Annotated in this window: 18 protein-coding genes; 16 read left to right on the top strand and 2 right to left on the bottom strand. The window is 75.5% G+C overall.

Features of this window, described 5'->3' with window-relative positions; all coding sequences use genetic code 11:
• The first annotated feature begins 225 nt into the window (after positions 1-225).
• Positions 226-891, top strand: coding sequence for a response regulator transcription factor (locus CG736_RS06590; RefSeq protein ID WP_043908309.1), 666 nt, complete (start codon positions 226-228; stop codon positions 889-891).
• A complete protein-coding gene (locus CG736_RS06585) occupies positions 881-1,879 on the top strand; it encodes a sensor histidine kinase KdpD (RefSeq protein ID WP_100585219.1) in 999 nt (332 codons plus the stop codon). Before CG736_RS06590 ends, CG736_RS06585 begins: the two co-directional genes overlap by 11 nt.
• Before the next feature lie 10 nt (positions 1,880-1,889).
• Here CG736_RS06585 and CG736_RS06580 read toward each other — a convergent pair whose 3' ends face one another.
• The gene (locus CG736_RS06580; RefSeq protein WP_100585218.1) at positions 1,890-3,839 is read right to left on the bottom strand and encodes a glycoside hydrolase family 5 protein; all 1,950 of its coding nucleotides are present in this window, start codon (positions 3,837-3,839) and stop codon (positions 1,890-1,892) included.
• A gap of 385 nt (positions 3,840-4,224) precedes the next feature.
• Here CG736_RS06580 and CG736_RS06575 point away from each other — a divergent pair, with 385 nt between their 5' ends.
• The 3 genes from CG736_RS06575 (at position 4,225) to CG736_RS06565 (ending at position 7,993) form a co-directional block, all read left to right on the top strand.
• A complete protein-coding gene (locus tag CG736_RS06575) occupies positions 4,225-5,370 on the top strand; it encodes a PP2C family protein-serine/threonine phosphatase (RefSeq protein ID WP_232733841.1) in 1,146 nt (381 codons plus the stop codon).
• Between the two features lie 59 nt (positions 5,371-5,429).
• Positions 5,430-7,244, top strand: coding sequence for a BTAD domain-containing putative transcriptional regulator (locus CG736_RS06570; RefSeq protein ID WP_255418988.1), 1,815 nt, complete (start codon positions 5,430-5,432; stop codon positions 7,242-7,244).
• A 233-nt stretch (positions 7,245-7,477) separates the two neighbouring features.
• Positions 7,478-7,993, top strand: a complete 516-nt coding sequence (locus CG736_RS06565) for a GNAT family N-acetyltransferase (protein ID WP_157815447.1) — start codon at positions 7,478-7,480, stop codon at positions 7,991-7,993.
• Between the two features lie 46 nt (positions 7,994-8,039).
• On the opposite strand, the gene CG736_RS06560 is transcribed toward CG736_RS06565, so the two are convergent.
• Positions 8,040-9,230 carry a lipase gene (locus CG736_RS06560; RefSeq protein ID WP_100585215.1) on the bottom strand — a complete coding sequence of 397 codons (1,191 nt, stop codon included), beginning with the start codon at positions 9,228-9,230 and terminating at the stop codon, positions 8,040-8,042.
• Positions 9,231-9,398: 168 nt separating this feature from the next.
• On the opposite strand from CG736_RS06560, the gene CG736_RS06555 reads away from it, so the two are divergent.
• From CG736_RS06555 to lanKC, 11 genes are all read left to right on the top strand, one after another.
• Entirely contained in the window at positions 9,399-10,538 is a 1,140-nt protein-coding gene (locus CG736_RS06555; protein ID WP_100585214.1) for a sensor histidine kinase, read from the top strand.
• Positions 10,535-11,224 carry a response regulator transcription factor gene (locus CG736_RS06550; RefSeq protein WP_100585213.1) on the top strand — a complete coding sequence of 230 codons (690 nt, stop codon included), beginning with the start codon at positions 10,535-10,537 and terminating at the stop codon, positions 11,222-11,224. The genes CG736_RS06555 and CG736_RS06550 overlap by 4 nt, the downstream gene beginning before the upstream one ends.
• A gap of 181 nt (positions 11,225-11,405) precedes the next feature.
• Positions 11,406-12,461: a radical SAM protein gene (locus tag CG736_RS06545; RefSeq protein ID WP_100585212.1), complete on the top strand. Its 1,056-nt coding sequence runs from the start codon at positions 11,406-11,408 to the stop codon at positions 12,459-12,461.
• 46 nt (positions 12,462-12,507) lie between these two features.
• The gene (locus tag CG736_RS06540; RefSeq protein ID WP_100585211.1) at positions 12,508-13,182 is read left to right on the top strand and encodes an iron-containing redox enzyme family protein; all 675 of its coding nucleotides are present in this window, start codon (positions 12,508-12,510) and stop codon (positions 13,180-13,182) included.
• Complete coding sequence (locus tag CG736_RS06530; RefSeq protein ID WP_232733840.1) at positions 13,179-13,436, top strand: aroma-sacti cluster domain-containing protein; 258 nt, start codon at positions 13,179-13,181, stop codon at positions 13,434-13,436. The genes CG736_RS06540 and CG736_RS06530 overlap by 4 nt, the downstream gene beginning before the upstream one ends.
• Positions 13,423-16,491: an adenylate/guanylate cyclase domain-containing protein gene (locus CG736_RS06525; protein ID WP_232733839.1), complete on the top strand. Its 3,069-nt coding sequence runs from the start codon at positions 13,423-13,425 to the stop codon at positions 16,489-16,491. Before CG736_RS06530 ends, CG736_RS06525 begins: the two co-directional genes overlap by 14 nt.
• Positions 16,491-17,345: a S8 family serine peptidase gene (locus CG736_RS06520; protein ID WP_100585209.1), complete on the top strand. Its 855-nt coding sequence runs from the start codon at positions 16,491-16,493 to the stop codon at positions 17,343-17,345. The genes CG736_RS06525 and CG736_RS06520 overlap by 1 nt, the downstream gene beginning before the upstream one ends.
• A 40-nt stretch (positions 17,346-17,385) precedes the next feature.
• Positions 17,386-17,961, top strand: a complete 576-nt coding sequence (locus tag CG736_RS06515) for a GAF domain-containing protein (RefSeq protein ID WP_229847915.1) — start codon at positions 17,386-17,388, stop codon at positions 17,959-17,961.
• 111 nt (positions 17,962-18,072) lie between these two features.
• Positions 18,073-18,234 carry a hypothetical protein gene (locus CG736_RS35985; protein ID WP_157815446.1) on the top strand — a complete coding sequence of 54 codons (162 nt, stop codon included), beginning with the start codon at positions 18,073-18,075 and terminating at the stop codon, positions 18,232-18,234.
• Between the two features lie 96 nt (positions 18,235-18,330).
• On the top strand, positions 18,331-18,489 hold the full coding sequence (locus CG736_RS35980; RefSeq protein WP_157815445.1) for a hypothetical protein: 159 nt from the start codon (positions 18,331-18,333) through the stop codon (positions 18,487-18,489).
• Between the two features lie 108 nt (positions 18,490-18,597).
• Positions 18,598-21,180 carry a class III lanthionine synthetase LanKC gene (gene lanKC / locus CG736_RS06510; RefSeq protein WP_100585207.1) on the top strand — a complete coding sequence of 861 codons (2,583 nt, stop codon included), beginning with the start codon at positions 18,598-18,600 and terminating at the stop codon, positions 21,178-21,180.
• Positions 21,181-21,183 lie beyond the last annotated feature (3 nt).

The raw sequence follows: 21,183 nt of genomic DNA, 5'->3' as shown, positions 1-21,183 counted from the left end.
GGGTGCCACGGGGGTGTGGACGGCCGTGCCGCCGGCCGGCCACGAGCTGCGGCGGATGCGGCCCCCAGTGTGCGGACGGCCCGCGGACGGGCCGGGGAAGATGACAGTCTTGTCATGAGGACGTCATGACGGCACATCAGCTCCGCAGACCGCACACAAAGTGCGATAATCGTCCGCAACTTGGGCGTGATCGGCGTCCGGAGGGCGGGAGGGGCAGCACCGAGCATGGCGCGACTGCTGGTCGTCGAGGACGAGACCCGGCTGCGGGCCTACCTGACCCGCACGCTGAGCGCGGACGGCCACCTCGTCCAGGGCGCGGGCTCCGGCCCGGAGGCCGTCCACCGCCTGCGCGAGGACCCGTACGACCTGGTCGTGCTCGACCTGATGCTGCCCGGCTTCGACGGCTTCGAGGTGATGCGCCAGACCTTCGAACTCCGCCCCGAGCAGCGGGTGCTGGTGCTGTCCGCCGTGGTGGACGTCGCCACCCGGGTGCGCTGCCTGCGACTCGGCGCCGTGGACTTCCTCGGCAAGCCGTTCGCCACCGCCGAACTGGTCGAACGCGTCCGCTCCCGGCTGCGCACCGCCCCCGTCGGCGCGCCCCAGCGGTGGCTGCGCGTCGGGGACGTCGCACTCGACCTGGAACGGCAGGCGCTCGGCATCGACGGGCGGCAGATCCCGCTCTCCCACCGGGAGTTCATGCTGCTCGGCCACCTGATGCGGCAGGCCGGACAGGTGTGCAGCCGGCACGAACTGCTGGCCGGCGTCTGGGGCTGCAGCGACGACCTGGCCAGCAACGTGGTCGACGTGACGGTCCGTCGGATCCGCGGCAAGGCTCCGCGGCCGATCATCGAGACGGTGCGCAACGTCGGATACGCGTTCAGTGCCTGCTGACCGCGGCGTACGCGACCGCGCGCTCTTCGCGGGCTGGGTGCTGCTCGTGGCCGGCACCCAGCTGGTGCTGTTCGTCGCGCCCCACCTGGAGACGGTGGCGTTCCACCTGGTGTGGATCAGCATGTCCATCGTCTACGGCTTCCAGGCCTGGTCGACCCGCCGGACGGCCGTGGTGCTCACCGCCGTCACCCTGGTCACCGGCGGCACCATGGCCGCGTACGCCGCGCACGGCCTGCTCGGCTGGGACGAACTCGCCGAAGTACCGCTGATGGCCCTGGTGTTCCTCGCCATGGCCTGGCACGTGCGCCGCCGGGCCGCGGCCCTCGCCGAGGTCCGGGCCGCCGCCGAACGGGAGCGCCGTGCCCAGCAGGACAAGGAGCTGTTCGTCCGCACCTGCTCCCACGAGATGCGCACCCCGATCACCGTGGCCCGCTGCTACGCGGAGCTGGTGCAGGGCGAACTGCCCGCCGGGGCCGGGCGGGAGGACCTCGACGTGGTGCTCGACGAACTCGACCGGCTCGCCCGGCTGTCCGGCCGGCTGCTGGTCCTGGCGGACGCCTACCACCCCGCCGCGCCCGAACTCGGCCCGGTCGACCTCGACGTGCTGGTGCACCGCACCGTCCAGCGCTGGCGGCCCGCCACCGACCGCCGCTGGCACCTGGACGCGCCCGCCGTGCGCGTCGAGGGCGACGAGTCCCGACTGGAGGCCGCCCTCGACGCGCTGGTGGAGAACGCGGTCAAGTACACCGCCCCCGGCGACGCCATCACGCTGCGCTGCCGCACCGCCGGCCACGGCGCCGAACTCGACGTCGAGGACACCGGCGTCGGCTTCGCCCACTCCCCCGCCACCGGCCTGTCGGGCACCGGCCTGGGCCTGGCCATCGTCCGCGCCGTCCTCGACGCCCACGCCGGCGACCTCAGCATCTCCCCCGCCCCGCACGGGGGTTCGCTGCTCCGGATGCGCCTCCCGACGGCGCTCCCGCACTGAGACCGACGGATCAGTTCAGCGGGCGGCACAGCAGCGCGTCGGGCACGCCGCCGTGGTTCCACTTCCAGGTGTAGGCGACGCCCGCCAGGTACTCGTTGTCGGCGCACTGGCCCTTGTAGTAGCCGGGCGCCCAGTCGCTGGCGGCCGAGCCCCCGGTGGCGGGCCGGTTGTCGCCGCCGTCGAACCACACGTTGCGCCCGGTCAGCGGCAGCGCGGCGGCGGAGGGCGCGCACAGCAGCGCGGACATCGCGTTGCGGTTGACGCTGTAGCCGACGGCGAAGGCGTTGTCCGGGCACTGGAGCTTGTTGTAGCCGCTCGCCCAGTCGCCGTGGGTGACGTAGCGCTCGTCGGTGACGGTCGTCCAGGCGCCGGCCCCCTTGGCGGGCCGGCCGGCGTCGGTGCACAGGCCGCGGCTGTCGCTGCGGCCGAGGCCGACCAGTCGCTGGGTGTCGGGGCAGTTGCCCTTGCGGTTGCCGGGTGACCAGTCGGGCCCGGCCAGCATGGTGGCGGAGGTGTTGGCGTCGTAGTGGTCGAGGTTGAGCATGTTCCAGCGCGGGCCGTCGGCGACCGGCCCGCTGCGGGCGGGGGCGTCGATCAGTTTGCTCCAGTCGGCGGCGCGCCAGTCGCCGGGGTCCATGACGCCGAGCCGGGCGCCGTTCGCCGTGTAGTTGACCATCGCCCAGTTGTCCTGCGGCGTGCCGGCGGAGTCGCTCCAGCCGACCAGCGGCCAGATCGCGAAGTCGGTGTCGTTCCGCACCAGGAGGTCGGTGAAAGTGTCGAACCAGGCGCGTTCGCGGGCGTCGACGGGGCCGCGGCCGGCGGCGCCGAACTCGCTGATCCACACCGGTGCGGTGAAGTGCTGGCCGGTGCGGGTCACGAACAGCGCCTCGTCGTCGACCGCCTGGGCGAGCTGGTCGGGGGTGAGCTCCTCGTAGCGCGGGTCGTGGGTCTCGCCGGTGCCGGTGGCGCCGGTGTGCCGGGGGCCGGTGTAGCCGTAGAAGTGCGCGGAGTAGACGAGTTTGTCGGAGCGGATCAGGGTGTTGGACAGGGTGGCGACGGGGGTGAGCGTCGGACGCCAGTGCGGGGTCACGTCGGTGGGGATGCCCTGCCAGTTGATGCCTTCCATGACGATCAGCAGGTCGGGATCGGTCTGCAGGATCCGGTTGCCGGCGTCCTCCAGCGCCTGGTTGAGGTCGTGGTCGTCGCCCCAGCCCCAGTTGGCGTCGTTCCAGGTGTCGCGGCGGACCTCGTTGCGCAGGTCGGCGCCGACCACCCGCTTGTCGTCCCGGTACCGCTGGGCCAGGAACACCCAGTCGTCGATCCACTGCTGGGTGGACTGTCCGCTGTTCCAGCGTTCGTTGCCGTCCAGGCCGCAGCAGAACCGGTAGCTGGTGGTGTGGTTGTTGAGGATCACCGCGAAGCCGTCCGCGGTCAGGGCCGCGACCACGGCGTCCATCACCTGCAACGGCGTCCTGCCCCTGAGCTGCGGGTTGGCGGCGACGGCGGAGTCCGGGACGGCCGCGGTGTCGTGGACGAGCGCGTTGGCGAACGGCAGCCGGATGCTGTTCAGGCCCATGGTGTGGAAGTCGGCCAGGATCCGGGCGATCGGCGTCCGGTCCAGACCCAGCGGGATGTTGTTCGACAGCTGCCTGGCCTGGTGGTTCGCCGGGTCGCGGACGTCGCCGCTGCCCTGCCAAGTACCCTGCGCACCGGCCCAGTTGCCGGACTTGAGCTTGAACCGCTCGCCGTTCGCGTCGACGACGTACCGGCCCCGGGTGGACAGCGGACCGGTCCAGGAGGCGGCGAGCTGCGGGCCGGTGAGGACGGGCGCCGCGGTCGGGCCGGCCGCAGTGGGGACGGTCGCGGCGGACGCGGCGGGGGCGAGGGCGCCGAGCAGGAGGGCGGACGCCGCGACGAATGCGGCGGATGCGCGCCCGAGCGCGGTGGTGCGAGGTTTCACGGAACGCTCCTGACGAGGGGGGAGAGGTGCGTCGGACCTTGCCGTGGTGCGGTGGTGACGCCGGGTCGGCCGTCGAGGCCGCCGGAGGCGGCGTCCCCGACGGTGTACCGCCGGGCGGGCAGGAACATGCCGACCGGCGGCGTGACGGTCACCACGGCGCCGACAGGCTCGCGGACTCGTGGCCGCGCGGCCGGGACCGGCACCGCGCGCCGAACTCCGCCGCCGGGTCCGCCCGGCAGCGGTGCGATCGGGCGCGCGCGCAGGCCGACCCGCGGTCGGCTTCGGCCGCGCAGCGGTGTGGCGCGCCCCCACCGGCCCCTCCGGCGCGGGAGGATGCGGGCGGTCGTGCACGCAGCGGTGCGCGGGCGGGCGGGAGGAGCACGGGGTGCGGAGCGACCGCGAGGCGGACGGCGCGGGGTACGGGGTCGGCCGGGTGGGGCGGGCGGTGTCGCTGGGGACGGCCGCCCTGATGTACTGCGTGATGGTGGGCCTGCAGTTCGCGCCCGACGGCTGGCAGACCCCGTCGGTGGTGGTCGCGGTGCCCGCCCTGGTCTCGATGGCCTTCCCGCCGGCGATGATCGTGGCGTCGGCGGTGCTGGCGATCGGCACCCGCTGGGCCTTCGTGCCGGACGAACCCGGCCGGGTCGGCGCCGCGACCGGCACCACCGGAGTGATCGCCATCATCGCCGCGCTGGGCATCTACCTGGTGCACCGCCGCGAGCAGGCGGCCGCGCACCTGGTGGAGATCAGCTCGGTCGCCGAGGCCGCCCAGCGCGCGATCCTGCGCCCGCCCCCGCCCGTCGTCGGGCCGTTCCGCACCGCCGCGGCCTACCGCGCCGCCGCCCAGTACGCCCGCGTCGGCGGCGACCTGTACGCGGTGGCCGACACCGCCTACGGCGTCCGCGCCCTGATCGGCGACGTCCGCGGCAAGGGCCTGGACGCCGTCGCCACGGCCGCCGTCATCCTCGGCTCGTTCCACGAGGCCGCCCAGGACCACGCCCGGCTGGCCGACCTCGCCGACCGGATGGACACCAGCCTGCGCCGCCACCTGAACGACTCCGAGGCGTTCGGCACCGCCTTCCTGGTCGAGATCGCCGCCGACGGAACGGCCCACGGACTGTCCTGCGGGCACCCGCCGCCGCTGGTCCTGCGCGGCACGACGGTCACCGAACTCCCGGTCTCCCCGCGGCCGCCGCTCGGCCTGAGCAGCCTGCTCCCGCTCCCCGCCGACGACCCCGCGCCCCCCGTCCGGCTGCGCCCCGGGGACACCCTGCTGCTGTACACCGACGGCCTCACCGAGGCCCGCGCCGCCGACGGCTCCTTCTATCCGCTGCTCCCCCGGCTGGCCGCCCGCCTGGCGGCGCACCCCGACGGCCCCGACCCCGCGCCCCTGCTGGCGTGGCTGCACCGGGACGCCCGGGCCTTCGCCACCGGCGGCGCCGACGACGACGCCGCCCTGCTCGCGCTGGCCTGGCCACCCGACCCGCCGCATCCCAGAAAGCTGGGATATCCCGGGCCCGCACCCCTCTGACAGGCTGATCTGTCATGGACGCACGCAGCAACGGTGCACCGTGCGCACGAGGAGGTTTCGTGGTCGCCGCCCTGAATGGCCGCTCCGTCACCGTCCCCACCACCGCGGTCGCCGCCCGCCCGGCGCTGCGGTTCCGCCTGCTGGGGCAACTCACCGCCGAGACCGACCGCGGCCCGCTCCACCTCGGCTCGTTCAAGCAGCAGGCCGTGCTGGCCGCCCTGCTCGGCCACCCCAACACCCTGCTCTCCACCGACCTGCTGACGGAGGCGGTCTGGGAGGACGAGCCGCCCCGCTCCGCCCGCAAGAACCTCCAGGTGTACGTCTCCGGCCTGCGCGGGACACTCGGCGCGGACCGCCTGGTGCACCGCCCCGGCGGCTACGAACTCCAGGTCTCGGACGAGGAGTTGGACACCCAGCAGTTCGACGCCCTGGTGCGGGCCGGCCGGGAGGCGGCGGCCCGGCAGGCGGACGAACAGGCCGCCGGGCTGCTCGGCGAGGCGCTGCGACTCTGGGACGGCCCGCCGCTGCCCGGCTTACGCCACTCCTCCGTCCTGCGGGCCGTCGCCGAACGGCTGACGTCCCGTTACCTGGGCGCGGTCGAGGACTGGGCGGAGGTGGAACTGCGGCTCGGCCACGCCGGCCCCGTCGCCCACACGCTCGCCGATCTGGCGGACCGTCACCCGCTGCGCGAACGCCTGCAGGCCGTCCACCTGCTGGCCCTGCACCGGGCCGGGCGGCGCGCCGAGGCCCTGGCCGCGTTCGCCCAGCTCCGCCAGCAGCTCTCCCGCGAACTGGGCCTGTCACCGGGCCCCGAGCTGGAGGCCTGTCACCGCGAACTGCTCGCCGACCGCCCCGCACCGCGACCCGCCCGCCGCACCGGGCGGACCGTACTGCCGCCGGACACCACCGCGTTCACCGGCCGCGAGGCCGAGACGGCCGAACTGGTCCACGCGGTGCGGCGCGCCGAACGGCCCGTGGTGCTGACCGGGCCGGTCGGCGTCGGAAAGACCGCCCTGGCGATCCGCGCCGCCCACGCGCTGCGCGAGGACTTCCCCGACGGCCGCCTCCTCGTCCGCCTGGGCGACGCCTCCGGCCACCCCCGCGAGCCGCACTCCGTCGCCGCCGACCTGGCCCGCCTGCTGACCCCCGACGACCGGCCGCAGCCGGCCGACCCCGCCGACCCGGCCCGGACGCACGCCCGCTGGCGCGAGTGGCTGGCCGAGCACCGGGCGCTGGTCGTCCTCGACGGCGTCGCCGACGAACGCACCGCCCGCGCCCTGCTCCCGCCCGACGGCCCCGCCACCGCCCTGGTCACCGGCCGCACCGCGCTCCCCGGCCTCGGCGCCGCCCACCGCATCGACCTCGCTCCGTTCACCGCCCCCGAGGCCCTCGCCCTGCTGTCGCTCCTGGTCGGCGCCCACCGGGTGCACGCCGCCCCCGCCGCCGCCGAACGCCTCGTCACCGCCTGCGGGCTGCTCCCCGCCGCGGTCCGCCTGGCCGGCTACAAACTCGCCGCCCTGCGCCACCTGCCGCTCGCCGAGTTCGCCGACCGCCTCGCCGACCCGCACCGCGCCCTGGACGAACTCGCCGTCGGCGAGACCCGCCTCCGCGACCGCCTCGACACCCAGTGGCACACCCTCGACCCCGAGCAGCGCCACACCCTCACCCGGCTCTCCCACCACCCCTGGACCCCCGCCTTCGACCTCGGCCACGCCTGCCGGGCCCTCACCCTGCCCCCCGCCCCCGCCCTCGCCGCCCTCGAACGCCTCATCCTGGCCGGCGTCCTGCTCTGCCCCACCGAAGAGGTCTCCGCCCACACCGCCCACTACGTCCTCCCCCGCCTCACCCACCTGCACGCCCACCTGCAGCCCTGACGCCCCGTCCGCGCCGTGACCGCGCCGGCCGGGCGGAACGGCGCGGGTCGAGGCGGACGCGGCGACGGGACTGCCGGGCAGCGGCTGGTTCGGGTCCTGCCGATTCCTGCTCGGCGGTCATCGGTCTTCGATAGTGTGCAGAAATGCTTTCTGGTGATGCGTTACGGACCGGTTGGGTCTACGAACGGGCAGTCGACGGTTTTGGGACGGTCCGTCTGCGTCCGGTGGATCCGGTGGCGGACGTGGACCTGATCCACGCGTGGGTCACGGAGCCCCGGGCGAGTTTCTGGGGCATGGGCGAACTGAGCCGCGATCAGGTCCTGGGCATCTACCGCCACTTGGACGCCCTGCCCACCCATCAGGCGCACCTGGCCTACCGTGACGACACCCCGGTGGCGCTGTTCCACACCTACGAGCCGGCCGACGACCGCATCAGCGCGTGCTACCCCGTCGAACCCGGGGACGTCGGCATCCACCTGCTCCTCGGCCCCACCCCCGGCGCCGCGGAAGCGGGCTTCACCAGCGTGCTGTTCCCCGAACTCCTCGGACACGCGCTCACGGGCCACACCCGCATCGTGGGTGAACCGGACGCCCGCAACGCCAAGGTCCTCGCCCGCCTGGAACGGACGGGCTTCACCCTCCACCACGAGATCCTGCTGCCCGCGACCACCGATCCCGAGTTCACCCAGGTCGAGAAGCTGGCCCGGCTGGTCTTCTTCACCCCCGACAAACTGCCCGCCCGCTCCTGACGTCGCACCCGCGGAGCCCGGACGGGCGGGACCGGCGCCAGGGCGTTCACCGGGCGTAGTCGACCTCGGGGAAGTCGGGGGAGGGACCGTCGAGCAGCCGCCCCCGGTCACGGAGGTGGAGGTCGAAGAAGGCTCGCGGGTAGGCGCGTTGGAACGCCTGTGCCCGGTGCCCGGGAATCGTCCCGATGTCCTCCTCCAGATCGGCCGGCGACCTGCCCAGGAGCGGGGCGAGCAGCGGCAGGATCAGCACGTCGTCGCCGAACGACTGGTGCGCGGCTCCCCGTACGGTCAGGTGCAGGCGCCAGCCGCGCAGGTGCGACCAGAACGCGCGCAGGGCGGGGTTGCTCCCCATGCCGCCCTTGCCCAGGGTGTCCACGACCAGGAACGGACGGTCGAGCCCGGCGTCCACCACCGGGCCCGCCGCACCCCCGTCCAGGCTCGCCCCCGCCGTGATCCGCCCGTCGACGAGCATCGTCGCGGCGGTGGTGGCGCCGCCCAGGGAGTGGCCGAGCATCCCGACGCGCCGCAGGTCGAGCGCCCCGCGCAGGCCGGTGGGCAGCGGGGTGCGGCCGACGCCGGGCCGGCCGCCCGAGCGGAGGACGGCGAGCCGGTCCAGGACGAAGCGGATGTCGGCGGTACGGACCTCGAGGGCCTTGGCGTAGTCGCTGACCCCGCCCAGCGGATTCGTCTCGACGCGTCCACCGGGGAAGCCGACCACCGCCGCGTCGTAGGTGTGGTCGACGGTGACCACCAGGAAGCCGTGACTGGCGAGGTCCTCCACGACGCCGGTGCCGAACGACCGCGACGCGTCGGCGCCGGGAGAGTAGAGCACGACGGGCAGGGGGCCCGGTGGGCCGCCGACCGGAGCGCCCTCGTGGCCGTGGGTGCCGCCCAGTCGCACCCGGCCGGGAGGCAGGCCGAGGAGGCTCAGGTACCGGTCGGCCGCCGCCGGAGGCAGCCAGGGCGCCGTGGGGCGGGCCGCGCAGTCGCGGGCGGGGTACCAGATGCTGATCATCAGCTCACGGCAGGGGCGGGAGGGCACCCAGGGGTCCGGCCGCGCGGTGTCGACCAGGTGCAGCGCGACCGTACCCAGCGGGTACGGTCCGTTCGGGGCGGGCAGTTGGAACCGCACGGGTTCCTCCTGCCCCGGTCGCGCGACGGCCGCCGGCGCGAGCGGACCCGGGATCATGGCGGCGGCCAGTGCGGTGCCCGAGGACAGCAGTGTTCTCCGATTCATGCGCTCCACTGTTCCGGCCGACGAGCCCGGCGGCTTCGCCCCCGGGGACGAACCCGGTGTCAGCCCAGGAGGGTACGGCGGGCATCGGCCGCGCGGATGACTCGGCCCGCGGGATGACGTCCTCCGGGCTGACGGGCCGCGGGCCCCCGCGTGGATAGCGTGGCCGGCATGGGCGACGGGGAGTCACGGCCGCTGGTGGCCGGACGTCTGCGGGACGGGCAGTGGCACGGCGTGGACACGGTCGCGGCCGTGCTCCTCGCCCTGGCGTTCGGCGCGAGCGGGACGCGGAGCGGTGGCTGGGGCGCGGGAGCCGTGGCGGCGGTGGTCTGGCTGCCGGTCGCGGTACGGCGCAGACGGCCCGTCGGGGTTCTGTACACGGTCCTGGCCGGGGCGGTCCTCGCCCTGGCGTTCACCGGCTGGGAGGAGTCCTGGATCCCCGTCGGGGTCGCCCTGTACACGGTGGCGGCGCGGGAACCGCGGCGCCGGTCCGCGACGGCGCTCGGCTGCTCGCTGGGCGCCGTCGCGGCGGCGATGGCCCTCGTGCCGCGACCGGTCCCGGCCTCCGGGGTCGCGGGGGACGTCGTCTTCGCGTCCGTGATGATGACCCTGCCCTGGCTGGTGGGCACCGCGCTGAGGGAGCAGCGGTCGTACGCGGAACTCGCCGCCCGGCAGGCCGTGACGGACGAGCGCCTGCGGATCGCCCGCGAGCTCCACGACGTGGTGGCCCATCATCTGACGGTCATCGCGGTACGGGCCGAGGTGGCCCGTGCGGTGGCCGCCGCCGACCCGCAGGAGGCCGAGCGGACCCTCGCCCTGGTCGGGACGGCGGGCCGGACGGCGCTCACCGAGATGCGCCGCATGCTCGGCGTGCTGCGATCGCCCGGTGACGGGGCCGAGTTGGGGTCCGCCCCCGGGCTGGCGGACCTGCCCGCGCTCGCGAACGGCGCGGGCCCGCGCGTGGAGCTGTCCGTCGACCCGGGCCCGCCGCTCCCCCCGGGTGTGGAGCTGGCGGTCTACCGGATCGTTCAGGAGGCCCTCACCAATGTCGTCAGGCACGCGGGATCGGCGGACTGCCGGGTGCACCTGTCCCGGACGGATCCCGGGGCGGTCGAGATCGAGGTCGTCAACGACGCGCCGGCCCGGACCCCGTCCCGGACCCCGTCCCGGCGGCCCGGCGGCGGGCACGGACTCGTCGGGATGCGGGAGCGGGCGGCCACGTGCGGCGGGACCCTCTCCGCCGGCCCCCTGGCGACGGGCGGGTTCCGGGTGCATGCGCGGCTGCCCTGCGGATCGGAGGCAGCACGGTGAACCGGCCGGTCCGAATCCTCGTCGCCGACGACCAGGCGCTGTTGCGGGCGGGCTTCCGCCTGCTCATCGACAGCGTGCCGGACCTCACCGTCGTGGGCGAGGCCGTCAGCGGCGAGCAGGCCGTCGAACTCGCCCTGCGGCTGCGGCCCGACATCGTGCTGATGGACATCCGGATGCCGGGCACCGACGGTCTGGAGGCCACCCGGCGCATCTGCGCGGACCCGGACGCCGTCGGCACCCGTGTGCTGGTCCTCACCACGTTCGACCTGGACGAGTACGTGTACGCGGCACTCCGCGGCGGGGCCAGCGGATTCCTCCTGAAGGACATCCTCCCCGCCGACCTGCTGACCGCCCTGCGGGTGGTCGCCGCCGGCGACGCCCTGCTCGCGCCCGCGGTCACCCGCCGTCTGATCGGCGAGTTCGCCGGACGCCACGAGCCGCGCCCGCGACTCGCCCGGGAGCTGGCGGGCGTGACCCCGCGGGAACGGGAGGTCCTCCGCCTGGTGGCCCGGGGACTGCCCAACCCCGCGATCGCCGAGCAGCTGGGGCTGAGCATCGCGACCGTCAAGACGCATGTCCGGCGGCTGCTGGCCAAGCTCCACGCCCACGACCGGGCCCAGATGGTCGTCATCGCCTACGAGACGGGCCTGGTCACCCCCGGTGGGCGCCGCCCGCCCACCGGCTGACGCCCCGCCGGCCGGGGCGGTGGACCTGAACGGGACTCCCCCGGCGGTGCGGACCGTGATCCACCATCCGGGACCGGCCCGGCGCCCGCCCGTTGTACCGCGACTTAGGCGTTCCTGTACCGGCCCGCAACCGCCGCCCCCCACAGTCCAGTTGACACTCGCTCGGACGGAGGGGACGGACGTGGAGCTGTCGGAGATCCTCGACCTGCGGCCCGAGCCCGCCGGCGGCCTGCTGGTCGCACTGACCCGGCGGTGCCCACTGGCGTGTGCGCACTGCTCGACCGACTCGTCGATGGACTCCCCCGACCACCCGGACCGCGAACGCCGCACCCAACTGCTGCGCTTCGTCCGCTCGTTCACACCCGGGTCGCGGCCGGACGTGGTCCTGCTGACCGGCGGCGAGCCACTGCTGCTGCCGGGCCTGGCGTACGACCTGACGCGCGCCGCGCAGGACGCCGGGGCGCGGGTCTCGCTGCTGAGCGGGCTGTTCTTCGCCCGCGGCGGCGGGCGGATCCCCGCGCCGATCCTGCGGACGATCACCGCGCTCGACCACTTCTCCGCCAGCCTGGACGCCCCGCACGAACGCGAGGTGCCGCGCGCCGACGTGTTCCGGGTGCTGGCGCAGGCGCTGGACGCGGGCGTCCCCGTCAGCCTGCACCTGACCGGCGCCGGCCCCGACGACCCGTACCTCGCGGACGCGACGGCCGCGGTGCTCCGGGAGTTCGGCGACCGGGTGCCGATGCTGGTCAACGAGGTGCGCGCGGTCGGCCGCGCCACCACCGGCCGGACGGCGACCGGCCCGGGCGGGCCGTGCGCGATGGCCGCGTGGCCCACCGTCGCCCCGGACGGCACGGTGCTCGCCTGCTGCAACCAGCGCACCGTGGACGTCCGGCCCGCCCCACCGCACCTGACGCTCGGCCACATCGCCGAGGACGACTGGCCGACCGTCCGCCGCCGCACCCTGGACTCGCCCCGGCTGCGCCTCATCCGCACCCTCGGCCCGGACCGGCTGCGCGTCCGCAGCGGCGCCGGCCCGGCCCCGGGCGGCTACTGCGCCGGCTGCCGCGCCCTCCCGCAGCAGCCGGGCCCGGACGACGCCGCCGCCGCGGGCGCGGCCGGCCGCCTGCTGGACCAGCTCTCGGCCGCCCGCCTGCGCGCCCAGGGCCCCGCCGCCCTGCTGCGCCGCCACGGCTGCGCCCCGTACGCCCACCTGGTCCGACCCGGGGGGACGGCATGAGCGTTCCGCCCCCGCACGGGCCGCGGACCCGCCCCGGGGGCACCCCGTGAGCATCCCGTTCTCCCGTGCGTTGAACGCGCGTCTCGCCCTGGCCACGCCCGCCCTGCACCGGGCGAGCGCCCACCTGTGGCGTCCGGACGGCGATCTGACGAGGCGCTACCTCCGCTACCTCTGGGCGATGCACGCGCTGACCACCGCGTCCGTCCCGCTGCTGGAGTGCGCCGCGGCGGCCTGCGCGCGGCTGGACGACCCGTGGGCGCCGTCACTGGCCGCGTACTTCACGGAGCACGCGAAGGAGGAACGGGGCCACGACGCCTGGCTGTTGGCGGATCTGGTCGCGGCCGGGGAGCCGGTGGGGCCGGAGCGCCCGTTGGCGCCGCCGCTGGTGGTGGAGTTGGCGGGCGCGCAGTACTACCGGATCGCGCACCGGCATCCGGCCGCGCTGCTGGGCTACCTGGCCGTGCTTGAGGGCCAGGCGCCGTCGCCCGTGCTGGCGGGGGCGCTGGCCGCCCGGACGGGGTTGCCCGCGGCCGCGTTCCGCACCGTGCGCGATCACGCCCACCTGGACACCGAGCACCTGGCCGAGATCGAACGCCAGCTCGACCGGCTGCCGTTGACGTCCGACCAGCAGACCGAGGTCGCCGTCAGCGCCCTGCACACCGCGGGCATCCTCGCCCGGCTCTTCCATCAGCTCGCCGCGGACACCGGAGGACAGCGATGACCGACCACCGCACCGACCGCACCGACCGCACCGACCGCACCGACCGCACCAACGGCGCCGACCCCGGCCCGGCCCTGGCCGCGCTGACCGCCGCCGGGTTCGACCTGAGCGGCCTCACCGAGGAGCAGCACGCCGTGCTCCGTTCGCTCACCGATCAGGAACTGGCCCTGCTGGCCGACCTCAAGGGACGGCTGGAGGAGGCCGGGCCGGAGGTCCAGGGGCATGCGGAGGTGGCGGGCGGTGCTCTCTTCTGACGCGTTCGGCGCCGATCCGGGCCCGGCCGGCGACCGCTGCCCGGGCTGCCGCCGTCCGCTCCCCGCCGAGGCCAGGTTCTGCGCGGCGTGCGGGACCGCGCGAGCCGAGCTGCGCGGCCCCACCACCGCCGGCCGCAAGATCGTCACCGTGCTGTTCTGCGACCTGGTCGGCTCCACCGAGCTGTCCGGGACCCTCGACCCGGAGGCACTGCGCGGGGTGACGCTGCGGTACTTCGACGCGATGCGGGCGGCGATCGAGGAGCACGGCGGGACGGTGGAGAAGTTCATCGGGGACGCGGTGATGGCGGTGTTCGGCGTGCCGGCCGTCCGCGAGGACGACGCCCGGCGGGCGGTGGCGGCGGCGCTCGGCATGCTGGCGGCGCTGCGGGCCCTCAACGAGGAGCTGGACGCCGAGCTGGGCATCCGACTGGCCATCAGGATCGGGGTCAACACCGGCCGGGTGGTGACCGGTTCGGACGCGTCGGCGCGGCAGGCGCTGGTCTCCGGCGAGGTGGTGAACGTCGCCGCCCGGTTGGAGCAGAACGCCGCCCCGGGCGAGGCGCTGATCGGCCCCGACACCCTGCGGGCGGCCGGCCCGGGCGTGCGGACCGCCGAGGTCGGGCCGCTGCAGCTCAAGGGCAAGGCGCAGGCGGTGACCGCACACCGGCTGCTCGGCCTGGACCGCGGCATGCCCGACAGCCTCCGGGTCGACCCGCCGTTCGTCGGGCGGAAGCCCGAACTCTCCTTGCTGGAGCGGGAGTTCACCACGGCTGCGGAGCGCCGCTCGGCCCGGATGCTGGTGCTCGGCGGCGAACCCGGCCAGGGCAAGACCCGGCTGCTGCGCCACTGGCTGGGGAGCGCCGGCGCGAGGCGGTTCGGCGCGGGCCGCTGCCGCCCGCCCGGCGAGCGGGCCGGCCTCCAGCCGCTGGCGGACGCCGTCACCTCGCTGCTCGCCAGGTCGCCCGACCGTCCGCACCCGCCCGGCCTGGACGTCCTCGCCCAGGGCCTGCTGGCCGACGGCACGCCCACCCCGTCGCTGGAGGACACCGGCGCGGCGCTGGTCGAGGTGCTCGCCGCGCTGGCCGACCCGGCGCCCGTGGTGCTGGTGGTCGACGACGCGCACTGGGCGGCCCCGCTGCTGCTCGACCTGCTGGACCGGGTGGTCGCCGCCCTCGCCGACGCGCCCGTGCTGGTCGCCGTGCTGGGCCGCCCCGAACTGCTGGACGTCCGCCCGGCCGGCGCGCACCGGGTGCTGACCCTCGGCGGACTGCCCGACGCGCAGGCGCTGCGCCTCGCCCGGGCGCTCTCCGACGCCCCGCCCGCGCACCTGCTGGAGCGGGCCGGCGGCAATCCGCTGCACCTGGAGCAGCTGCTTGCGGCCCCGGCGGGCGCGGGCGGCGACGGGGTGCCGCTGACCCTGCAGACCCTGATCGGGGCCCGGCTGGACGCGCTGGACCCGGCCGAGCGGCGGGCCGTCGACCTGGCGTGCGTGCTGGGCCGGGAGTTCGCCGCCGCCGAGCTGGCCGCGCTCGACACCGGCGGGCCGGACCTGTCGGCGGCGCTGCGGCGCCTCGTCCGGCACCGGCTGGTGGTGCCGGACGGCGCCTCGTTCCGGTTCGCCAGCGGCGTGGTGCAGGAGGTCGCGTACGAGTGCCTGTCCAAGCAGGGGCGGGCCGAGCGGCACGAACGGGCGGCGGCGCTGCGTTCGGTGCGCGCCGCCGGACCGGCGGCCCTCGGCGGCCACCTGGAGCGCGCCCACGGCTACCGGGCCGAGCTGGGCCTGACCGGGGCGCGCACCGAGGGCCTGCGGCGGGCGGCCGCCTCGTCGCTGGCCGAGGCGGGCGCGCGGGCGGCGGCCCGCACCGACCCCGGCTGGGCGGTCGACCTGCTGACCCGGGCCACCGGCCTGCTGCGCCCGGGCGAGGACGGCCGGCTCCCGGCCGCCCGGCGGCTCGGCGAGGCGCTGCTCGCGCTGGGCCGGATCGAGCCCGGCCGGGCACTGCTCGCCGAGGTCGGCGCGAGCGCCGAGGACCCGGTGGAGGCGGCGCACGCCCGGCTCAGCCTGGCCGCCGTCGGCCAGCAGCAGGCGCCCGCGCCGGTGGCCCGGCAGACCCTGCCGGTGTTCGAACGGGCCGGCGACCAGTCGGGCCAGGCCCGGGCCTGCCTGCGGCTCGCCCAGCAGGAGCAGACCGACGGGCGGCACGCGGCGGCGACCCGGCTGCTGGCCCGGGCGCTGCGGCACGCGGAGCGCTCCGACGGCGAGCAGGAGCGGGCGTCGGCCCTGGGCGCGATCGGCGTGTCGCTGTGGCGCGGCCCCGTCCCGGCGCCGGCCGCGGTGGCCCGCTGCCGGGAGCTGCTGGCGGCGCAGGGCCGCGGCCGCCGGGCGGTGCGGGTGACGCTGAACTGCCCGCTGGCGGTGCTGCTGGCGCTCGGCGACGACGAGGCCGGCGCGGCGGCCTGCCTGGCGGAGGCCGGGCACCACGCCGAGCGCCTGGGCTACGCGGAGGCGGCGGCGTTCCTGCCGCTGTTCGGCGCGACGGTGGCCGCGCTCGGCGGACGGCCCCGGGAGGCGCTGGCGCTGCTGACCGCGGCGGCCGCGGCCGCCCGGGAGCTGGGCGGGGGCGCCCTGCTGAGCGGTGCGCTGCTCGACACGGCGCGCCTGCGCCTGGACCTGGGCGAGCGGGCGCCGGCCCGGGCCGCGCTGGCCGCGCTGGAGGAGGAGCGGGCCCGCACCGGCGAGCGGCTGTCGTTCGCGGCGGTGGCGGAACGCGACGGCCTGCTGGCCCGGCTGGCGGCCACCGGCCGCGACCGGGACGCGGCGCTGAAACTGGCCCGCGGCGCGGTCGCCGAGGCCGGCCGGACGGACTCGCCGATCCTCCAGGGCCTGGCCGCCGCCGACCTGGCCCGCACCGCCGCACTGCTCGGCCTGGAACGGGAGCGCGCCCTGGCCGCCGCCGCGGCCGCCGGCCGCTTCAGGGCCAAGGGGCACGGCCCGGGCGTGCGGCTCGCCGAGGCCCTGGCCGACCACCACCCCCGCAGAGAGGCAGTCTCCTGATGACGACCCTGCCCGACGCCGCGCCCCCGCGCGGCCTGACCTGGCGCCTCACCGGCAGGACGCCCGAGGACGTCCGGACGGAGGCGGACGCCCTCCCCGACCGCCCCACCCCGGGCGCCCTCGTCGGCGGCTCGGGGCGGGGCGTGCGGGTCTGCGTGGTCGACTCGGGGGTGGACGGCAGCCATCCGCTGGTCGGCGGGGTGGCGAGTGCGCACGTGGTGCGCAGGGACGAGAACGGGGCGATCCGGGTCGATCCGCTGAAGGCCGATGATCCGGGCGACCTGTGCGGCCACGGCACGGCCTGCGCGGGCATCGTCCGGCGGGTCGCGCCGGACTGCGAGCTGCACAGCGTCCGGGTCCTCGGCGAGCGGTTCACCGGCCGCGGCGACGTGCTGCTGGCGGGGCTGCGCTGGGCGATCCGGCAGGGCTTCGAGGTGATCAACCTGAGTCTGTCCACCACCCGCACCCGGTACTTCGAGGACCTGCACGCACTGGCCGACGAGGCGTACTTCGGGAGCAGCGTGGTCGTCGCCTCCGCCCACAACACCCAGGTGGAGAGCTTCCCTTGGCGGTTCTCCTCGGTGGTCTCGGTGGGCAGCCATCCGGTGTCCGATCCCGACATGCACCTGTACAACCCGGAACCGCCGGTGGAGTTCTTCGGCCCCGGCGTCGACGTCGAGGTGGCGTGGCTCGGCGGCGCCACCCTGCGCAGCAGTGGCAACAGCTACGCGACGCCGTTCGTCGCGGGCCTGTGCGCGCGGATCCTCTCCGAGCGGCCGCGGCTGACGCCGTTCCAGCTGAAGCACGCCCTGTACCTGTCCGCAGCGAACGTCCATGTCGGCGGTTCCCGGTGAGCGCCGGCCCGCACGTCGTGAGAAAGGGACCGTGGTCGAGATGACCCAGCCAACCGCCCCCGCCGCGCCGTCGACCGATCCGGTGGTGGCGGAGCTCCTGCAGTCGGTGGTCGATGTGGCCCGCGCCATCTTCGGCGCCCAGGCCGGCTCGATCATGCTGCTCGACCACCAGTCCTTCGAGCTGGTCTTCCAGGCGGTGTCCGGCCAGGGGCAGGAGTTCCTGATCGGCCGCCGCTTCCCGGCCGGCCAGGGCATCGCCGGCTGGGTGGCCGGCTCGGGCGAGCCGATGATCGTCGACGACCTGCGCCGCAGCGCGACCTTCGACCACGAGACCGCCGAGTCCACCGGTTACGTGCCGGACGCGCTGATGGCCGCCCCGCTCGTCCACGACGACCGGGTGCTCGGCGTTCTGGAAGTCCTGGACCCGGCCCCGGGCCCCACCAGGGCCGGCCTGCCGGAACTGGAGCTGCTGGCCCTGTTCGCCCGCCAGGCTGCCGTGGCCCTGCGGGTGGCCGTGGACAGCTCCGCGACCGTGCCGGCCGCCGAGGAACGCGACCGGGCGGTACGGCTGCTGGCCGAGGTGCAGCGGTTGATCGGCGACCGCGCCGACTGGTGAAGCACCGGCTGTACCGGCCCTGAACCGCACTCGTACCGACTCTGAAGCTCCCCCAACTAGCTTTGTTTTAGCGGCAGTTGCCGTCGCAAAGTCTACCGATGGGAGATCACCGTGAGCATCAACCCCACCCCCGAGGACAACGCGGCCGAGGTCGAGGCCGTGCTCTCCCTCCAGGAGGCGCCCACCGCCGAGGCCCAGGACGACGTGGAGGCGCACATCAGCTCCGTCAGCGTCGACCACTGCGCCAACGAGGGCACCAAGGGCCGGATCTGACACCCCGCCGGTCGGGCCCGCCGATTTCGGCGCGGTCCGACCGGCCTTTGTCCGAACGACAGTTCGCGCTTCAGAAACGCAGGACGGGAGACCACGATGAGCAGCAGCCCCGAGGACCGAACCGCCGAGACCGAGGCGGTCCTCTCCCTCCAGGAAGTGCCCACCACCGAGGACCAGGACGACGTCCAGGCGCACCTCAGTGCCACCAGCATCTTCTGCGACCCCCGGACCGCAACCGAGACCGAGGCGTTCTAGCAGCTCGCTGTGCGTGCCCGTGCTGCCCCGGCGGCACGGGCACGCACCACCGTTGTCCCGCACCGCCGCCGGGGCGGGCGGGCCGTCACCACCCGACAGGAGACGTTCATGGCCGACGCGCTGGCGGATTTCACCGTCGCAGACCCGGAGTACTACGCGCCGCTGGCGAGCGCCGCAGCGGAGGGCGATGTCCTCGCGCCGAGCAGGCCCGCCGACGGTTGGCGGGGATCCGTCGGCGGGATCTGGACCATGTGGCGCCGGGAGGGCATGCCCGTCATTCCCGACGACGGCTGGAAGGTGCACGTCTCGGCGCGCCGCACCCGCCTCGCCGCGGTCCTCGACACGGTCGCCGAGATCTGCTTCGCCCAGGACGTGGCGTTCAAGCACGCCGCCACCGACCGGATGTACTGGTGGCTGCACCGCAAGCACGCCTCCCGGCCGCAGAGCGGCAAGTTCATCGCCGCGTACCCGGTCGACGTCGAAGCCGCCCGCCGGCTGATGGAGGCACTGCGGGAAGCGCTCGACGGCGAGCAGGGACCGCTGATCCTCTCCGACCGCCGCTACCGGGGCAGCGCCACCGTCCACTACCGGTACGGGGCGTTCCGGGGCCGCGACCGGGTGGAGGCCGAAGGCACGTACACGCAGTTGACCCGGGACGGCAACGGCGAGCCGATACCCGACAAGCGCGGTGTGTCCTTCCACCTCCCGGAGGGCATCACCGACCCGTTCACCGAAGCGAAGCCCGGCCCGACCGCGCGTGCCGAGGGCCCGGTCGTGCTGCACGGCTTCGCCATCGAGACGGCGATCATCCATTCCAGCGGCGGCAGCACCTACCAGGGGCTGGAGATCTCCACCGGCCGCCGCGTCTTCATCAAGGAGGCCCGCCCGCACCACGGGCTGAGCGGTGGCGAGGCGGACGCGGTCGCCCGCCTGCACAACGAGTGGAAGACGCTCACCACGCTGCACGCGCTCGCCCCGGGGCTGGCCCCCGAGCCGATCGCCCAGTTCGGCGCGGGCGGACACGAGTTCATGGTCACCGAGTTCATCGAGGGCAAGGCGCTGAGCCATCTCGCCCCGACCAGCCACCCCCTGTTGATGGCGGGCACCGGCCCGAAGGAGTACGCGGCCTACTACGCCCGCTGCGAGCGCGTGGTCACCGCCCTCGAGGACGCCCTGGACCGACTGCACGAGCTCGGCTGGACGTTCATGGACCTCAGCCCGTCGAACGTGATGGTCACGGCCGAGGACGGCATCCGGCTGATCGACTTCGAAACCGCGTTCGGCCCGGGCGAGATCCGGTTCAAGATGGGCACACCGGGCTTCTTCCCGCCCCGGGAGATCGTCGAGCGCGACGGCCGCACGGCGTACGACGACTACGCCCTCAGCGCGGTGGTCCAGAGCCTGCTGGGCTCCGTCGTCCACGCCGCCGGCCGGACCCCGGACGTGATCCCGCACTTCCACCGCGACCTGACCGAGCGGGCCCCCGTCCCCGACGCCCTCTGGAAGCGCAGCACCCGCTACCACCGGCCCGCCGACATCCCGGTACTGCCCTCGCCCGAGGAGGTCGCCACCGATCCGCGGCGACACCTCGCCGACCTGCGCGAGGCCGTCGCCACCGGAATTCTGGCCGCGGCCGACCCCGAGCACCCGTTGCGGACCTTCCCGACCGTCCCGCCGGGCTACTCCACCAACACCCTGTGCGTGGTCCACGGCGCGGCCGGTGTGCTGCACGCGCTGCACCGCTGCGGCATCCCCGCACCTGAGGGCGCGCTGGAGCGGCTGCGCCGCGACGCCCTCGGCGCCGCCTCCGACGGGAAGCTCGCCCCGGGTCTGCACGTCGGCCTGGCCGGCATCGCCTGGGTCCTGGCGGAGCACGGCCTGCCGGAGGAGGCCCGCACCCTGCTGGACGCCGCTGACGCACACCCGCTGGTCGAACAGAGCGCCACCCTGTTCGGCGGCGCGGCCGGTCTGGCGATGGGCCACCTCGCACTGCACCGCCGCACCGGCGACGCCCACCACGCCGAACGCGCCCACGCCCTGCTGACCGCGCAGCCCGACGGCGAGGAGCTGGTGCCCCGGCTCGGCCGCGACGACGCCACCGGACTGCTGCACGGGCGGGCCGGACTCGCCCTGGCCTACCAGCAGTTCGCCCAGGTCACCGGCGACACCTCGCTGCTCGCCCGAGGCGTGCGACTGCTGCACGCCGAACTCGACCGGGCCACCGACCCCGACGCCGCCGGCCTGCTGTTCCCCGTCTCCACCGAGGACAAGCGCGCCATGCCCTACCTGTACTGCGGATCCGCCGGCCTGGTCCACGTCGCCACCCGCTACCTGCGCACCGCCGACGACGAGCGCCTGCACGAGACGATGCCGCGCCTGCTCGCTCCGCTGCACGGCACCTACACGGTGCTGCCCGCCCTGTTCGTCGGCACCGCCGGATACGCGTTCACGCTCGCCGAGCACGGTCTCCTCGCCGACGACGAGACCTCCCGGACCGCGGCCGTCCGGGCCGCCCGCGCCCTGTACAAGCACGCGGTGCCGCACGGCGACACGGTGCGCTTCCTCGGGATGGGCCTGCAGCGGTTCAGCACCGAACTGTGGTCCGGTTCGGCCGGCGTCCTGCTCGCCCTCGACCAGGTCCTGAACCCCCGCGCCGACCTGCTGTTCACCCTCGACGCCCCGGCGGAGTGAGCC

The sequence above is a fragment of the Kitasatospora sp. CB02891 genome (assembly GCF_002803145.1).
Classification (GTDB): domain Bacteria; phylum Actinomycetota; class Actinomycetes; order Streptomycetales; family Streptomycetaceae; genus Kitasatospora; species Kitasatospora griseola.
This window is presented reverse-complemented; position numbering and strand designations above follow the sequence as displayed.

What these genes read in the sequence shown, in the direction of transcription:
- CG736_RS35980 (WP_157815445.1), top strand. Translation starts at nt 18,331, where the DNA reads ATGAGCAGCAGCCCCGAGGACCGAACCGCCGAGACCGAGGCGGTCCTC.
- CG736_RS06520 (WP_100585209.1), top strand. Translation starts at nt 16,491, where the DNA reads ATGACGACCCTGCCCGACGCCGCGCCCCCGCGCGGCCTGACCTGGCGC.
- CG736_RS06515 (WP_229847915.1), top strand. Translation starts at nt 17,386, where the DNA reads ATGACCCAGCCAACCGCCCCCGCCGCGCCGTCGACCGATCCGGTGGTG.
- lanKC (WP_100585207.1), top strand. Translation starts at nt 18,598, where the DNA reads ATGGCCGACGCGCTGGCGGATTTCACCGTCGCAGACCCGGAGTACTAC.
- CG736_RS06530 (WP_232733840.1), top strand. Translation starts at nt 13,179, where the DNA reads ATGACCGACCACCGCACCGACCGCACCGACCGCACCGACCGCACCGAC.
- CG736_RS06590 (WP_043908309.1), top strand. Translation starts at nt 226, where the DNA reads ATGGCGCGACTGCTGGTCGTCGAGGACGAGACCCGGCTGCGGGCCTAC.
- CG736_RS06560 (WP_100585215.1), bottom strand. Translation starts at nt 9,230, where the DNA reads ATGAATCGGAGAACACTGCTGTCCTCGGGCACCGCACTGGCCGCCGCC.
- CG736_RS06555 (WP_100585214.1), top strand. Translation starts at nt 9,399, where the DNA reads ATGGGCGACGGGGAGTCACGGCCGCTGGTGGCCGGACGTCTGCGGGAC.